Below are 16,657 nucleotides of genomic sequence, written 5' to 3' on the forward strand. Positions count from 1 at the left end.
TCATGGCGTTATCGAAAGTATTCACAGTCAGGTATTATACCCGCAATACCGGATTCTTCCTGTTTGTATTTTATTTCTTCTTCGGCATCGTGCCGGGCAATCAACTCATACCTTATCATTATGCCCTGATAATAGGTTTTCTTACCAGCCCGGGTATGTTGCTGATAACATTGCTCATCTGGTTGTTATACAACCTGAAATGTATGGCTTATGTGCAAAAGACATTGTCTGCCAGAGAAAACACTTTTTTATACGCTACCCTCGGCATCCTGGAAGGGCCCCGTAAATGGCGTACCCTTTACTGGCTCCATTTCAGCTTGTATGTACCGGTATTGGTATACAGCCTCGTTGCTATCCTGATAGCGCTTAAAACACATGCCTATGTGCCGGCAATTATCATTTTAGTTTTTAACATCATCATGACTATCATGCCTATGCGCAGTTATGATCATAAAATAAAACATCCGGGGACTACACCATTCTTTTCCGATTGGGTGCAATGGTTAAACCGCCGTTTCCGCAAACCTCTCTGGATGTTCTATATATATGAACTGCTCAATGGTAATGTAAAAGCATTGGCGCTTACAAAGTTCGCAGGTGCATTGATCCTGTTAATGGCCTGCTCTTTCATTGGGGATCAACCTGATAAGCGTGTTATATTAGTAGGGCTGCTGCTCAATCTGCTGGCACACAGCGTATTAATATTTAATCACCGCCGTTTCGACGATCTCTATCTGTCTACACTTCCGCAGTTACCGGTTCCTTTGTGGAAAAGATATGTGCAAACAGGTACTACCTATCTGTTCATCATGTTACCGGAATTTATCCTGCTACTCTTTAAAACTGCCCCTGCTGATTTACTGCTGTATATCACCTTTGGTATCAGCATATTAATGCTGATGCGTAGCCTGTTATATTTTCCGCAACTGGATCAGGATAAATATTTCCGCTGGGTATTCCTTATTATAGTAGCCGGCTTGTTCCTTTCACTGGCATATTATTACTGGTATGCGGCAGTATTGTTCCAACTCACTGCATTTGTTATATTTTATTTCAGGTACTATCGTTACGAAGCTCCTTTACAGGAGGTGCAATAATGCCGGTAAAAGTTTACTTTTACGCATTCACCAATCTACCCCTTAAAAAACGATGGGACTATTATCTCGATTATTTGGCAGGAGCAAAAAAACGATTGCAGAAGATGCTCAGCTGGCAGTTGTGAATGTTGCCAATGACGATATACGCATGAACTGGGCCATTGAAAAAGCAAGGGCAACCCTGCATTATTTTCAGAACAGTCTGATTGCACCTGAGCCTAATCAGCAGTATTTCTCTGTAAAAGTATTGATAGAAGATGGCACCAATAATGAACATCTCTGGTTAACAACTCCCAGCTTTGATGAGGAAGGCAATCTGTTTGGTGTAGTAGGTAATAAACCCGTATATGTTACTTCTGTTCATGAAGATCAGCGTATAGGTATTGATTCGCAGTTTATCTCAGACTGGATGATCATTGAAGACGGACGACTGATAGGAGGGTATACTATCCGGGCTATCAGGGATGGATTGCCGGAAGCGGAAAGACTTGATTTCGATAGAATGACAGGTCTGTATATTGATGATGGAGTTGATTATTTCATACATGATTTCTCAACACCAGAAGGTGCTATTCTTTGCCTGGAAGATGCATATGATGAACAGGATATGGAAAAAGCAATTGCCTGTAAGAACTTCCTGGAAGAAGCCCGTTTGTTATTGTATAAAACGAATGATAGCATAGGTAATGAGGATATACTGGAATCAACAGCAGATGTATTGAGATTATCATTTATTAAAAACCTTATGGAAGAAGGCTTCCCGGTATTTAAGGATCTCAGCCGTGCCTATCCGCAAAGAGAAAAGATTACAGAAGACCTGTATCTTATTACAGAAATATGCACTTTCCCTGATGGAGGAAGAAGCTCTCAGAAGATCTATACTTTTAAGGAAGATGATGAATGGAAAGTATTAAATATTCAATGATAAATATCCACAGATGAAGAAGCTATTATGTTACGGTCTCTTATTACTATCTGCTCTTACAGCAGCAGCACAACAGCCATTAAAAGTGGGTGTGGCAGGGCTGAGTCATGATCATGTACACCTGCTGATGCACCAGTACAAAAAAGGACAGGTAATCATCACGGGTATTGCGGAAGCAGATTCTCAACTGATTGCCCGTTATAAAAAAAGTTATCAGCTGCCGGATTCTTTATTCTATCCCACATTGGCGGCTATGCTGGCAAAAACACATCCGGATGCTGTTCTGGGATATAATCCTGTTGCAGAGCATATTGATGTGGTAGAAGCCTGCGCACCCAAAGGCATCTCCGTAATGGTGGAGAAACCACTGGCTACTACTGTGGCACAGGCAGAACGTATGGCTGCGCTGGCAAACAAATATCATATCCAGTTACTCACCAATTATGAAACTACCTGGTATGATAGTAACCAGCAGTTGTATACATTGGTAAAATCGCAGAATGCTGTTGGTCCTGTTCGTAAAATGGTTGTGCATGACGGACACGAAGGGCCTAAAGAAATAGGTTGCAGTAAAGATTTTCTCAACTGGTTAACAGACCCTGTGAAGAATGGGGGAGGGGCTATTGTAGACTTTGGATGTTATGGCGCTAATCTGATGACCTGGATGATGGATGGCAAAGCACCGATAGCTGTTACCGCTGTTGCCCGTCATATCAAACCGGATGTATATCCTAAGGTAGATGATGATGCTACTATTCTTTTGGAATATCCTGAAGCAACCGGTATCATTGAAGCTTCCTGGAACTGGCCTTTCAGTATTAAAGACTGGGAAGTGTTTGGTAAATCAGGTTATTTACATGCGCTGAACAGTAATACATTACAGCAAAGACAGAAAGATATTTATCAGCCATTGACTGTACCCGCAGCTGTTTATCAGGATAATATCACTTATCTCACAGCGGTATTAAACGGTACTATTCATCCGGTAAATGATCTTTCTTCTCTTAGCAATAATCTGATTGTGGTGAAGATTTTAGAGGCTGCAAGAAAGTCTGCAAAAGAAGGGAAACGTATTGTGTTATAAGAGTAATATTTTTTTTATAATAATAACATATAACCGGCCCCGTTAGAGGCCGGTTATTTTTTTAATTATCCTGAATAGTTATATCATCAATATATGTTTTGAAGCTCCCCGTATCCTGTGTGTGATCATATGCAATCACAATCCTGTCTATCGTTTTCCCACTCACCCAGGTGCCAATATTACTAAGTACCTGCTGCCAGGTATTCACTGTGCCATGGCCTGCTCCGGGATGCATCGCTACTCCGTTCACATCGTTGGCAGATGTATTGCGTAACGCAGTACCATCTGTGAAAATCAGATCAACAGAAACATATCTTGAAAGCGTATTAACAGGATATGTCCAGTAGCTGAGTTTTGTGCTGGCAGTAACCGGAATATTTACATCAAAAGTTTTGAAGTAATAATAAGAACCTGCTGTAGCAGAATTATCCTGTCCGGCTACACGTATGGAATAAGTACCACTATGACTGGTTTCTCCGGATACTGTTCCACAGATAGGCGTGGTTACATTAGTGGGTGAAGAAGTAGGCTCTGCGCTGTCTGTCCAGGTAAGGGCTGCATCATATCCAACTTCGAGACTGGTGCGCAACCACACTGGTGCTACTACATAAGGAATAGTGACGTTAGTAGTAAGAGGAGCAGTACCTTTTAACACTTTGGCTGCCTGTCCTGCAAGACGTAAATAAAAATCTGAAGAGATATAAGTTCCATCAGCACTGCTGGTTAAAAAGTATTGATTAGCGGGTATTGAAAGATAACTGTCTGCTATTTTGGCAATAGCTGTTCCTTCATCATATTCATCAAACATAGCGATATAAGCGGTATTCATACCCAGGTTCTTCACATTGTATAACTGATGCCAGAAAAACTCTCCTTTATTGCGTGGAATCTGGTTTTTCGCACCACCGTTCCAGTTACTCCAGGAGAAGCCCGGAAAGAGTACAGGTTGATAATCGATGCCATTGGCATTGCAATAAGCCAGATCAGGAACAAGATGATTGGTACTGAAATTATCTGCGCCTGCATTATTTACAAACCGCCCTACAGACCAGGGAGAGAGCATGTTAAACGCTTTGTATACATCTGCATATCCGCTGAAGGAATCATCTGTACCGTTAAGCCAGTTGGTAGGCACGCCACCTATCACATAATAACCTTTCTTTTTCAGCCAGTTGATAATGGCGAGGCTTTGCACAGGAGCGTTGGGCCTGCCGGTAAAACCAAATCCCCAGAGGCAGATAACTGGTTTGCCATTCTGATGTGCGTAGTAGGGGGAACCAAGTACGTTCAGGTCGTTCTCAATATGTGACCAGTCGGTTTTAAAGTAGGTAGTATCATCCGCGCTTAAATCGTACATGATGTAGAAGATACGCTGATACTTTTCTGCTACACGACGCATGCGTACAGTAACACTGTCGCGGTGTGCTTTAAACACCCCATCTTTGGTTTCTCCGAGGAAACGTTGCAGGCCCACACCATCAATTCCATTCTGCTGCATCCATTTAAAGTGCAGGTCTAATGTTTCCTGCGGATAGGAAGAGAACAGTTTTGAAGGAGCACCACTACTTAAATTAGTAAGGCCTGTCTGGAAGAGCTGGGAAGCGGGATATTCACTTACATCAGGATAAGCTTCAAAGGTGAGGCTACCGGGGGCAGGAGCGCCTGCATTGGACTGGTAAACGCCACCAGACCAATGTCTCCACCTGGCAATCGGAGAGCCATCTCCATAACAGGTAAACCATCCCTGGTAGCCTGCTATTACTTTTCCGGTTACTGATTGTGCTTCAGGGGCTACCTGCGCCCGCAAGGTGCTGGTTAATAACGTGGAAGCAAGCAAAAAGGACATAGGTAATTTCAACATGGGTTCAAATTTGGGTTATTCTGAGATATAGTTCTTAGGCCAAATATAAGGGGTTCACTTTGAGAAATACAAAGTAGTTTGTATTTTTGAAAAGCCTTATTTTTTGTATTTTAGCATGAGAAGCGTAATCCCAAAAAGTAATACCCCATTTAATACATCAGACTTATATTTACCTAAATTTCGAAGACACATGAGTTCATATAAAGTTGGCGACGGAATGCAACAGATAAAAATGGCTGTTGATATCTCTACCTTTGGGTTAGCAGCATCCCGTGCAATAGCCCTCAAACCAGGCACCGGTGACCCATTAAAGGCCGTTGCTCATTCAGAGAATGCTTCAGGAGATATTCCGCAACAGGGGATAGGTCCTGCCATTGCCTTAGCAGAATATACAATCACTGTAATGACTAAAATAGATTTGCTGGGTGATGATGCTGCGAGGAAAAGCGCCAGCACACAGGTAAGTGCCAGGTATATTTTTGATGATGGTGAAGAAGGGCATAAAGAGTTTTCCGATCCCATCATAGAAATAAGTGATGATTGCAGAACCGTAATACTATACAAAGACATAGAACTGAAATCCTGATATGAAGTACTCAATTTTACCATTACTACTCATCTTCTTCTGTATTAATTTATCCGCACAATCCCTGGATGGTACCGTTAAATTAAAAGAGCTGGCAGTGCCCAATGCACCTGTATTTATCCTGACTGATATAGCCCCTACATTAACACAAACAAGTAATACCCCTAAAGAATTTGTACTAGGTGTAGCACAGTCATTTCAATCATCCGGAAACAGCTTTCCGCAAAACTATTCAACAGAGTTTACTCCTTACTGGTGGCTGAAACCAAAGTCGAGAGACGTATATAGTTTTGTAGGTTTGAAAACGATGACGGATGCACGTACGAATAAAAGTATGGTAGTGGGAGAAAACATTTTCTCCGGATTGAAATTTACCAGTTTCTCCCTTGCATTTTTAAATAAAGATATGATCCCGGATTCTGCTACAGCATCGCAGAAAATCTTTGCATTGGGACTCAAAACCACTATCATTAAAGTGCATCTGAAATCATACAGTGAAAAGATGGATAAGATGCTCAACAAATGGCATGATGCTGCACAGGAAGAATTGAATGATGGGATAGCAGCTATTGCTATGGAAAGAGATCCTGTAAAGAAAAAACAGCTGATCAAAGAATTTGCAAATCTGCGGCCTAAACAAACAGATGATATCGTACAGGAGATCAATGATCTGATCAATGAAAAGCCTATCTTTTCCTGGGATGTAGCCGCTGCTTATGCTACTTACGGCATTGGGGATTCTTCCTGGCAAACAGGAAGGAAAGGTGCCTGGACTACCCTGGCTACCTATATTCCGTTATCAAAAGGAGAAACTGCCACAAAAAGTTACCTGGCAGTGAACATTGCAGGCCGTTATCTGTATGATAGTTATTACAAAAACGAACTTGGAATTGTGGAGAAGGCAAACAGTGTTGACTTCGGTGGCAGGGCCGGACTCGAATTTGACAGGATTTCCTTTGGCTGCGAATCTTTATACCGGTATTATAACGGGAAAAGTGGCAGCGCTAACAGAACGGTAGGGTACATCAATTACAGGATAAGTGATAACCTCTATATCAACGGCGCATTTGGTAAAAGTTTTGAATCAACGAATAAACTCGTAGCGTTATTTGGTATTAACTGGGGCTTTGGTAGTGAGTCTGTAGGCCTTCCGACGAACTAAAAAAGATAAATTGCTAGTCTACTGCAATATTTACGGGATCTGATTACAGGATCAAAACAGGATCTGATCAGGTTCAAAACAGTACTATCTTACGCTTATCCTACGCCTTTTAGCGTAGGATAAGCGTAAGATAGTACTGTTTTGAACCTGTTTTATTGCTCTTTAAATGCGCTTTTCCTTCTTCACAAATTTACGGTGAATCACACTCTGCACCGGTATTCCTTCAATCTTGCTTTCCAGCCAGGAAATAATATCCAGGTAGAGGAATGATCTTCTTTCATAAGGATTCTGTGATAACTGTACCAGCTTTTCCTTCAGATCGGCAAATGCACTGCGTAAAGCTTTAGGATTTGCATAGATGTTCTTGCGTAAGAATTTCAGGATCTCTTCCATCATCTGTCCTAAGTCTTTATTCTTGGCAATGAAGTGGTACACAGATTTGATCAGGTATTCTACCAGGCTGTAATTCTCCAGTTCATAGTGGGCTATCAGGTGCAGTATGCGTGTAAAACACTGTATATCAGCACGAAGATTACCTATACGCAGGTGAATGATTTTATTCAGATAAACAATCGCCTTGTTATTGTCTCCACTACCAAAGTACAGACAGGCGATTTTATAATAAAACAGCAGGATACGATGCTGATCTATTTTGAGTTGATATTCAGCTATTTCGGCTTCCAGCTGAGGCACCAGGGATAACCCTTCACTGAAAGTTCCTTCCAGGAAGTAGCGGTTGATCCGTGCTGTATACAGGTACACAAAAGCGGATATCCGTGTGTTTTCGTTGAAGGACTCCTGGTTTTCGGTATTGAAGGTTTCCAGCTGTTCCAGCACCCGCATGAACTTGTCGTGGTTCATGGTGTAAAAGTGTGCTGTCAGCAGGTTATGCATGGCTTTGATATAGAGTTCTATATCAGTGCGTTGCAGGGAAGGATATTCGCTGAACAGGTCTACCCATTTCTGGGTATAGCGGTAAAACATGACGAAGTCCTGCAAAATATAGTAATACCAGCTATATGCCTGGTAAAGATGTATCTTTTCATAAAAGCTCATGTCCTGGTTGCAGTTGGGAGGCAGCTCTTTTTCAAAGAACAGCTTCACCATTTCGGCATCCCTGGCATCCCGGGCATGACCCAGTTTCAGGTACAGGCCATACATACGCAGGGAAAGGGTAGACAACTTACTCACATTACTGAGGCGGAGTTCTATCAGTTTGGATTCTGCACTCAGTTCATCAGCCCGGTTTTCCAGACTGCGGGTAATATGCCGGCTTTCTATCAGTTTTTCGAATTCTATAATTTCATAGCTTAACATCACTTCTTCCTGTTCCATGGCCATTGACTTGGCACGGGAAAGAATCTTCAGACTTTGGCTGTATAATCCTTTACTGTACAATACGCGGGCATAATCCAGCTGTTCCCTCAGGTCTATCAAGGGGTCTTTTTGCTTATACAACAGACGAAGGCTGGTAAGGAGTTGTTTATACAGATGGGCTTTTACATTACTGAGCTGTTGTTTTTTTATAGCGGGGATCTTTTTGAGGATTAACTCCTCATCATACTCCTTTAATTTATCTAATGTGTTGAATAACTGGATGAATAAAACGTCTTCTTTTGTGTTGTTTTTATTGAAAGCAAGTTGAAAATTCCGTTTTTCTGCCTTAGTAAGCGTTTTTATTAGTATGAACAGGGCATCGTGATGGTTGTTGGACATCGTTAATAATGTGTTATAATTATCTGATAACCAATTAGATGATTATCTTCAGGTGTATTTACATATCGTAATTAAGTCAAATTTAGCTATGTACTAATAACCATAGCAAACTAGCTTTGAAGGTACAAACAAAGGAAGGAAGCATAAAACGCAATTTGCGTTAAAATTTAAAAAGTAATTACGGATGGGAAAAACATTATTCGATAAGCTCTGGGACAGCCACGTGGTACTTAGCAAACCTGGTTTTCCGGATGCGGTGTATATCAACACTCATTTTATTCATGAGGTGACTAGTCCGCAGGCATTTGACGGCTTGCGTAAGAGGGGTATCCCGGTGTTCCGTACCGCCAAAACAAAGGCAACAGCTGATCATAACGTTCCTACCGTTGACCAGCACCTGCCGATTAAAGAAGCATTGAGCCGTAAACAGGTGGAAATGCTGACTACCAATACCAAAGAATTTGGAGTGGAACTGTACGGCCTCGGCCACCCTTACCAGGGGATTGTTCACGTAATAGGGCCCGAACTGGGTATTACCCTGCCGGGTATGACAATCGTTTGCGGCGACAGCCATACCAGTACACATGGGGCCTTTGGCGCCATCGCTTTTGGTATCGGTACTTCCGAGGTAGAACAGGTACTGGCTACCCAGTGTATCCTGCAATACCGTCCAAAACGCATGAAGATCGAAGTAAATGGTCAGCTGAAGAAAGGGGTATTATCCAAAGATATTATCCTGTACATCATCTCTAAGATCTCTGCTTCCGGTGCTACCGGTTACTTTGTGGAATATGCCGGTGAAGCTATCCGTGCCCTGAGTATGGAAGCACGCATGACCATCTGTAACATGAGTATAGAGATGGGGGCCCGCGGTGGATTGATCGCTCCGGATGAAACAACTTTCGAATATATCAAGGGGCGTGAGTTTGCACCTAAGGGAGCAGACTGGGACAAGGCATTAGCCTACTGGAAAACCCTTCATACTGATAAAGACGCTGAATTTGACGTAACACTCACTTTCGACGCTGCAGATATAGAACCGCAGATCACCTACGGTACCAATCCGGGTATGGGCATGGGTATTACCCAGCACATTCCTACCCTGGAAGAAACAGATGATAAAGAGAAAGCCTCTTTCAAAAAATCACTGGAATACATGGGCCTGGAACCTGGAAGTGAACTGTTGGGCAAAAAAGTAGATTATGTATTCATTGGTAGCTGTACCAATTCCCGTATCGAAGATTTGCGCCTGGTAGCAGATTTTGTGAAAGGAAAGAAAAAAGCAGACGGAGTGGTAGCATGGATTGTACCTGGTTCCAAACAGGTAGAAGCACAGGCTAAGAGAGAAGGAATAGATAAGATATTTGAAGCGGCAGGCTTCCATCTGCGTGAACCTGGCTGCTCTGCCTGCCTGGGTATGAACGAAGACAAGATTCCTGCCGGTATGTATTGCATCTCTACTTCCAACAGGAACTTTGAAGGTCGTCAGGGTCCCAATGCCCGCACCTTCCTGGCCAGCCCTTTGTCTGCTGCTGCCGCAGCTATTACCGGAAAAGTTACTGACGTAAGAGAATTAGTATAGATATGGCCTGGAACGCGGATTTGTATAAAGAAAAGCATGCTTTTGTATTCCAGCACGGGAATAATGTGGTGGAATGGCTGGAGCCCAAAGAAGGGGAGAAGATCCTGGACCTGGGCTGTGGCACCGGTGAACTGACGGCACAGATTGCTGCCAGCGGTGCACAGGTAACAGGAATAGATAGCTCTGTTTCCATGATCGCCAGCGCTAAACAACATTTCCCGGATCTTAAATTTGCAGTGGCAGATGCTACTTCTTTTACACTGTCCGAGAAGTTTGATGCCGTGTTTTCCAATGCCGTCCTGCACTGGATCCGTCAGAAAGAAAAAGTACTGGACCGTATCCATCAGCACCTGGTACCGGGCGGACGACTGGTACTGGAAATGGGCGGAAAAGGTAATGTGGACGATATCATGGGTGCGGTGGAAAAAGTGATGCAAAAGCATGGTTATGCATTCAAGCCGCTCTGGTACTACCCTTCCGTAGGAGAATATACTTCCCTGCTGGAAGAATACGATTTCCGTGTAAATCAGGTACAATACTTCGACCGCGAAACCGAACTGGCAGATCCTGAGAATGGTATCGTAGAATGGTTAAGGATGTTTGGAGACAGCCTCATGGAGGATGTTCCCACAACAGAACTGGACACCATCATGCACGAAACACAGGAATTACTGCGTGCTACCAATTTCCGCAATGGAAAATGGTTCACTAAATATGTACGGTTACGTATTAAGGCGCAGCGGATTGAACCTGTAGAAACAGATCTCTAAACAATAATTTTAAAGACCTCTTCATAAAGATGAGCAAGAACTTTCGACATTTAGTTTCCACTGCAGTTCCTATTGCAATAGAAAATATAGATACAGACCAGATCATTCCGGCCCGTTTCCTGAAAGCAACTACCAGAGATGGTTTTGGAGAAAATCTTTTCCGCGACTGGCGTTACGATGCCAACAATCAGCCAAAGGCTGATTTTGTGCTGAATGACCCTACCTACAAAGGAGAGATCCTGGTAGGAGGTAAAAACTTTGGTTGCGGATCTTCCCGCGAACATGCTGCCTGGGCTATCGGCGACGCTGGCTTTAAAGTAGTGGTAAGTAGTTTCTTTGCAGATATCTTCAAGAATAATGCATTGAACAACTTTATCTTACCTGTACAGGTAACAGATGAATTCCTGGAGAAGATCTTCAGCGCTATCAAGTCAGATCCTGCAACACAATTGGAAGTAGATATGGAAAAACAATCTATCCGTATCTTGTCTACTGGTGATGAAGCAAAGTTTGATATCAATCCTTACAAAAAAGAATGCCTGATAAACGGCTATGATGATATTGATTACCTGTTAAATCTTCGTAAGGAAATTGAAACCTACGAAGCAGGCAGGGAGTTTAATTTTTAAAAAAACAACATCAAACTAAATGGGCGTAGACAAAAAGATACTGGTAATTCCTGGTGACGGTATTGGTCAGGAAGTAACTGCCTGGGGCCAGAAAGTATTAGTAACAATTGCCGAAAACTACAAACACAATTTCGTTTTTGAAGAAGGCATTATGGGGCACGTTGCCATCGAAGCTACCGGTAATCCGTTACCGGACGAAACGCTGGAGAAAGCCCGCAAAAGCGATGCTATCCTGTTCGGCGCTATCGGCCATGCCAAATACGACAACGACCCTTCTCTGAAAGTAAGACCAGAACAGGGATTACTGAAGATCCGTAAGGAACTGGGTTTATATGCCAATCTGCGGCCTATCAAACTGTTTGATGAATTGCTGGAAGCATCCAGCATAAAACCGGAGATCCTGAGAGGATCAGATATCCTGTTCTTCCGCGAACTGACCGGCGATGTTTACTTTGGTGAAAAGAAACGTACAGAAGACCGTAACACAGCTTCTGATCTGATGATCTATCACCGTTATGAAGTAGAACGTATTGCGCGTAAAGCATATGAAGCAGCACGCACCCGCCGTAAAAAGCTGTGCTCTGTGGATAAAGCAAACGTACTGGAAGCAAGCCGTCTGTGGCGCGAAGTAGTACAGGAAATTGCAAAAGAATATCCTGATGTTGAAACGGAACATATGTTCATTGATAATGCCGCTATGCAGCTGATCAAAGATCCTAAACGTTTCGATGTAGTAGTAACAGGCAACCTGTTTGGTGATATCTTAACCGATGAAGCCTCACAGATAGCTGGTTCTATGGGTATGCTGGCATCTGCTTCCATTGGGGACGGCGCTGGTTTCTACGAACCTATTCATGGTTCTGCACATGATATTGCAGGTAAAGGTATTGCGAATCCTTTAGCTTCTATCTTATCTGTTGCACTGATGCTGGATATTTCATTTGGTCTGAAAAATGAATCACAGCGTGTGATCAAAGCTGTAGAAGCTACACTGAAACAAGGCTACCGTACCATGGATATTGCCAACAAACATACAGACAATCACCTGGTAATGGGTACGGATGCAATGGGCGCAAAGGTGTTAGAGAACCTGAATTAACTTAATTAAATTAACTAATGATGAGCGATAAAAATCGTGTATACGTCTTCGATACTACTCTTCGTGATGGTGAACAGGTTCCGGGATGCCAGTTAACTACGGTTGAGAAAATTACGGTAGCAAAGGAGCTGGAAGCCCTTGGTGTAGATGTTATTGAAGCCGGTTTCCCTATCTCTAGTCCCGGCGATTTCCAGAGTGTGGTTGAAATATCCAAAGCAGTAAGTGAGCCTGTAATCTGTGCCTTAACACGCGCTAATACAAAAGACATTGATGCTGCCGCAGAAGCGTTGCGTTTTGCAAAACGTAAACGTATCCACACCGGTATCGGTGCTTCTGATATGCACATTAAATACAAATTCAACAGTACCCGCGAAGAAATTCTGCAACGTGCTGTAGATGCTGTGAAATACGCCCGTAAATATGTAGACGATATCGAATTCTACGCAGAAGATGCAGGACGTGCAGATAACGAATACCTCGCACAGATGATACAGGCGGTGATTGCTGCCGGTGCTACTGTTGTGAATATTCCTGACACCAATGGTTACTGCCTGCCGGAACAGTATGGTGCCAAAATCAAATACCTGATGGATAACGTATCCAACATTGATAAGGCAATCATTTCTGTACACTGTCATAACGACCTCGGACTGGCTACTGCCAATACAATGGCCGGTGTATTCAATGGTGCGCGTCAGGTAGAATGTACTATCAACGGTATCGGTGAACGTGCAGGTAATACTTCCCTGGAAGAAGTGGCTATGATCATGCAAACGCATCATGCGCTGGGTTATCATACAGGCATTAATTCCAAACGTATTTACGGTATCAGCAACCTGGTAGAAACCATGATGCGTATGCCGGTACAGGCAAATAAAGCTATCATCGGTCGTAATGCTTTTGCACATAGCTCCGGTATTCACCAGGATGGTGTACTGAAGCACCGCGAAAACTACGAGATCCTGAATCCTGAAGATGTGGGTATTCCTTCCAACTCTATCATCCTCTCAGCACGTAGTGGCCGTCATGCACTGAAACATCACCTGGAACGCCTGGGTTACAACATTGATAAAGTGAATCTGGATGAGGTGTATCACCGCTTCCTGGTAGTAGCTGATCAGAAGAAAGAAATCAGCGATGCTGATCTGATGGAATTGATGGGAGATGGTGATGCTACCAACTACGATGATAAAGCGATCAAGGTAACTTTGTTACAGGTAGTATGCGGAGATCCGCTGCGCCCGATGGCAACAGTGAAACTGAGAATCAACGGAGAGGAAAAAGAAGCCAGCGCCGCGGGTAACGGTCCTGTAGATGCAGCTATCAATGCTATCCACGAAATCATCAAAGACGATATCCACATTGATGAATTTAATATTCAGTCGATGCGTGGTGGCAGTAAAGATGTGAGCAAGGTAAATATGCGTGTTTTACACAATGGCCAGTCTTATTATGGCTACGGTTATTCTACCGATATTGTGAACGCCTCTATCCATGCTTACATAGATACGCTGAACAAGATTTACTAAGAGAATATTGAAATAATAACGCAAAACGCTAAGTGCCATCTGGTACTTAGCGTTTTTCCTTTTTAGCTTATTTTCACAGATTTTGTCCAAAAAGGGAAAAATATGGCAAGAAAGTACAAGCTAAGGTTAAAAAAAGATAGATTTCCCCTTGTTAAAAGGGCTATTTTAGAACCCTTAAATTGAGCATATTATGAACCTGTTTAGACTAGATGGTAAAGTGGCCGTAATTACGGGAGGTGGTAGTGGGATCGGACAAGCCATAGCAAAGGTATTTGCTGCACAGGGTGCTGCTGTCCACGTTATTGAACTGAATGAAGAAGGTGGCCGTCAGACGGCAGCGGATATTACTGCAGCTGGAGGAAAGGCTACTGTACATGGGTGTAATGTGGCACAGCAGGCTACAGTGGTACAGACCATGGAGAACATTATCAAAGCCGAAGGAAAACTCGATATCCTGGTAAACTGTGCAGGAATTGCACACGTTGGTAAACTGGAAACTACTTCCGAAGAAGACCTGGACAGGGTGTACAGCGTAAATGTAAAAGGGACCTATAACTGCATGTTTGCGGCCATCAAACAGATGAAGCAGCAGAAAAGCGGGGTGATCCTTAACGTAGCCTCTATCGCGTCCAGCGTAGGTATACCAGACAGATTTGCTTATTCCATGAGTAAAGGAGCGGTGCTGACAATGACCTTGTCTGTTGCCAAAGATTATATCCAGGACGGCATCCGCTGTAACTGTATTTCTCCTGCACGTGTACACACCCCTTTTGTAGACGGATTTATCAGTAAAAACTATCCCGGTAAGGAACAGGAAATGTTTGAAAAGCTGTCTAAAACGCAGCCTATAGGCCGTATGGCAAAGCCAGATGAAGTGGGTACCCTGGCCTTATACCTGTGCAGCGAGGAAGCTGGTTTCATAACCGGAACAGATTATCCCCTGGACGGAGGATTTATACGACTGAACAATTAAGTTATATTCGCAATAAATCACTCAATTCCCATGAAAAATTTCGCACTATTATTCCTTATCCCTGTTTTTTTTGCCTGTAATGAATCCGGTAAACAACCGGAACAATCCACGGAAGCGTCTGCCGGAGACAATTTTACACCTGCAACACCAGCCGGTACCGTAGCTGTAGGATTCCCTGCAGGTGATACCGGACAGGTAAAAATCACTTTTGCACTGAACGGCCAGGCAAAAGAAAAGACTTTCGATCTGCCACTGGCAGATGATGCAAAGGAATCCGATATGTTCCGCACTGTATGGGACAAGCCTAACAGCTGTTATATCGGTGTACTGATGAAAAAACGTAATACCCGTTATTACCATGCAAGCCTGGATGGTACAGACCTGAAAATTAATCAGGTAGGAACACCACCGGCAGCAATATGGCAATATGCAGAAAATAAACTGGGTTTGGGTAAACTGGACCTGACAACCACTGTTACAAAAAATTACAGGAGGAACCTGACATCAGGTAAAATCATTGCAGACTTTATCATTAAAATTCAGCCTGCTATTACTACTACAGATTCTATGTATGTGTATGCAGAATTTGGAGGTGCTAATAAAACGTTGCGCCTGCCGGTTCCGGAGGGATACAGCGGGGGAATTATCTCTTCAAAAGAACATCCTGAAAACTGCATCGTAATGTTTGTGAAGGGATCTAAAATGAAAAGCATAGCGGATGTAAGCGTGAATGACGGGCATCTGCAGATTACAAACAGGTAAATAACAAGGAAATATATGAAACTGATAAGATTTGGTTTAGCGGGAGCTGAGAAGCCGGGTGTAGTAACAGATAACGGTATGTTTGATGTAAGTGCATTCGGAGAAGATTTTGGAGAAAAGTTTTTTGAAACAGACGGATTAACACGTCTGGCACAATGGTGGGAAAAGAATGCAGCCAGCTGCCCGGCAGTACCTGTAGGAACCCGCCTTGGATCTGCGGTTGCCCGTCCTTCCAAAATAATCTGTATTGGGTTGAACTATGCAGATCATGCAAAGGAAACCAATGCACAGATCCCTACAGAACCAATCGTATTTTTCAAAAGTACTTCTGCATTGGTAGGCCCTAATGATGACCTGATCATTCCACGCGATAGTCAGAAAACAGATTGGGAAGTGGAACTGGTAGTAGTGATTGGTAAGAAAGCCAGTTATGTGGAAGAGAAAGATGCCATGGATTATATCGCCGGTTATTGCCTGCATAACGATTACAGCGAACGCGCATTTCAGCTGGAACGTAATGGACAATGGGTAAAAGGTAAGAGTAACGATACCTTTGCACCACTTGGTCCATGGATGGCGACCAAAGACGAAATAAAAGACGTGCATAACCTGCGTTTATGGCTCACTGTAAACGGTAAGAAAATGCAGGATGGTACTACTGCTAACCTGATCTTCAACTTACCTTTTCTCGTTTCTTATCTCAGCCAGTTCATGACATTACTCCCGGGTGATGTGATCTCTACAGGTACACCAGCCGGTGTGGGATTAGGCATGAATCCACAGGTATATCTGAAAGCAGGAGATGTGATAGAACTGGGTATAGATGGCCTGGGATCATCCAAACAAACAGCAGTAGCTTACAAGGCAAATAATTGATAACTT

General features: G+C 43.1%; 15 protein-coding genes. 13 read left to right on the plus strand and 2 right to left on the minus strand.

Annotated elements, in window-relative coordinates; translation table 11 throughout:
- Positions 1-2: 2 nt before the first annotated feature.
- The 3 genes from BMW86_RS17070 to BMW86_RS17080 are packed head-to-tail and all read left to right on the plus strand — an operon-like array spanning position 3 to position 3,106.
- Positions 3-1,097, plus strand: coding sequence for a hypothetical protein (locus BMW86_RS17070; RefSeq protein WP_089782933.1), 1,095 nt, complete (start codon positions 3-5; stop codon positions 1,095-1,097).
- 52 nt (positions 1,098-1,149) lie between these two features.
- On the plus strand, positions 1,150-2,022 hold the full coding sequence (locus tag BMW86_RS17075; RefSeq protein ID WP_089782934.1) for a YegJ family protein: 873 nt from the start codon (positions 1,150-1,152) through the stop codon (positions 2,020-2,022).
- 13 nt (positions 2,023-2,035) lie between these two features.
- The gene (locus tag BMW86_RS17080; RefSeq protein WP_089782935.1) at positions 2,036-3,106 is read left to right on the plus strand and encodes a Gfo/Idh/MocA family protein; all 1,071 of its coding nucleotides are present in this window, start codon (positions 2,036-2,038) and stop codon (positions 3,104-3,106) included.
- A 61-nt stretch (positions 3,107-3,167) separates the two neighbouring features.
- On the opposite strand, the gene BMW86_RS17085 is transcribed toward BMW86_RS17080, so the two are convergent.
- Complete coding sequence (locus tag BMW86_RS17085) at positions 3,168-4,967, minus strand: glycoside hydrolase family 99 protein (RefSeq protein WP_218149158.1); 1,800 nt, start codon at positions 4,965-4,967, stop codon at positions 3,168-3,170.
- 190 nt (positions 4,968-5,157) lie between these two features.
- On the opposite strand from BMW86_RS17085, the gene BMW86_RS17090 reads away from it, so the two are divergent.
- Positions 5,158-5,553, plus strand: a complete 396-nt coding sequence (locus tag BMW86_RS17090; RefSeq protein WP_143056603.1) for a hypothetical protein — start codon at positions 5,158-5,160, stop codon at positions 5,551-5,553.
- Position 5,554: 1 nt separating this feature from the next.
- Positions 5,555-6,715 (plus strand): hypothetical protein, encoded by a 1,161-nt coding sequence (locus BMW86_RS17095; RefSeq protein ID WP_089782937.1) that lies wholly within the window; start codon positions 5,555-5,557, stop codon positions 6,713-6,715.
- A gap of 162 nt (positions 6,716-6,877) precedes the next feature.
- Here the strand turns inward: BMW86_RS17095 and BMW86_RS17100 are convergent, their stop codons facing one another.
- Complete coding sequence (locus BMW86_RS17100; RefSeq protein ID WP_089782938.1) at positions 6,878-8,431, minus strand: hypothetical protein; 1,554 nt, start codon at positions 8,429-8,431, stop codon at positions 6,878-6,880.
- A 184-nt stretch (positions 8,432-8,615) separates the two neighbouring features.
- On the opposite strand from BMW86_RS17100, the gene leuC reads away from it, so the two are divergent.
- The 8 genes from leuC (at position 8,616) to BMW86_RS17140 (ending at position 16,651) form a co-directional block, all read left to right on the plus strand.
- Positions 8,616-10,013, plus strand: coding sequence for a 3-isopropylmalate dehydratase large subunit (leuC, locus tag BMW86_RS17105; protein WP_089782939.1), 1,398 nt, complete (start codon positions 8,616-8,618; stop codon positions 10,011-10,013).
- 2 nt (positions 10,014-10,015) lie between these two features.
- Positions 10,016-10,783 (plus strand): methyltransferase domain-containing protein, encoded by a 768-nt coding sequence (locus BMW86_RS17110; protein ID WP_089782940.1) that lies wholly within the window; start codon positions 10,016-10,018, stop codon positions 10,781-10,783.
- Positions 10,784-10,812: 29 nt separating this feature from the next.
- Complete coding sequence (gene leuD / locus BMW86_RS17115) at positions 10,813-11,412, plus strand: 3-isopropylmalate dehydratase small subunit (protein ID WP_089782941.1); 600 nt, start codon at positions 10,813-10,815, stop codon at positions 11,410-11,412.
- Between the two features lie 19 nt (positions 11,413-11,431).
- Positions 11,432-12,511, plus strand: coding sequence for a 3-isopropylmalate dehydrogenase (gene leuB, locus BMW86_RS17120; RefSeq protein WP_089782942.1), 1,080 nt, complete (start codon positions 11,432-11,434; stop codon positions 12,509-12,511).
- 17 nt (positions 12,512-12,528) lie between these two features.
- Positions 12,529-14,040 carry a 2-isopropylmalate synthase gene (locus tag BMW86_RS17125; RefSeq protein WP_255372937.1) on the plus strand — a complete coding sequence of 504 codons (1,512 nt, stop codon included), beginning with the start codon at positions 12,529-12,531 and terminating at the stop codon, positions 14,038-14,040.
- Between the two features lie 190 nt (positions 14,041-14,230).
- A complete protein-coding gene (locus BMW86_RS17130; RefSeq protein ID WP_218149159.1) occupies positions 14,231-15,013 on the plus strand; it encodes an SDR family NAD(P)-dependent oxidoreductase in 783 nt (260 codons plus the stop codon).
- 30 nt (positions 15,014-15,043) lie between these two features.
- Positions 15,044-15,775, plus strand: a complete 732-nt coding sequence (locus BMW86_RS17135) for a hypothetical protein (protein ID WP_089782944.1) — start codon at positions 15,044-15,046, stop codon at positions 15,773-15,775.
- Positions 15,776-15,790: 15 nt separating this feature from the next.
- Positions 15,791-16,651 carry a fumarylacetoacetate hydrolase family protein gene (locus BMW86_RS17140; protein WP_089782945.1) on the plus strand — a complete coding sequence of 287 codons (861 nt, stop codon included), beginning with the start codon at positions 15,791-15,793 and terminating at the stop codon, positions 16,649-16,651.
- The last annotated feature ends 6 nt before the right edge of the window (positions 16,652-16,657 follow it).

The organism is Chitinophaga sp. YR573, assembly GCF_900110995.1.
Classification (GTDB): Bacteria; Bacteroidota; Bacteroidia; order Chitinophagales; family Chitinophagaceae; genus Chitinophaga.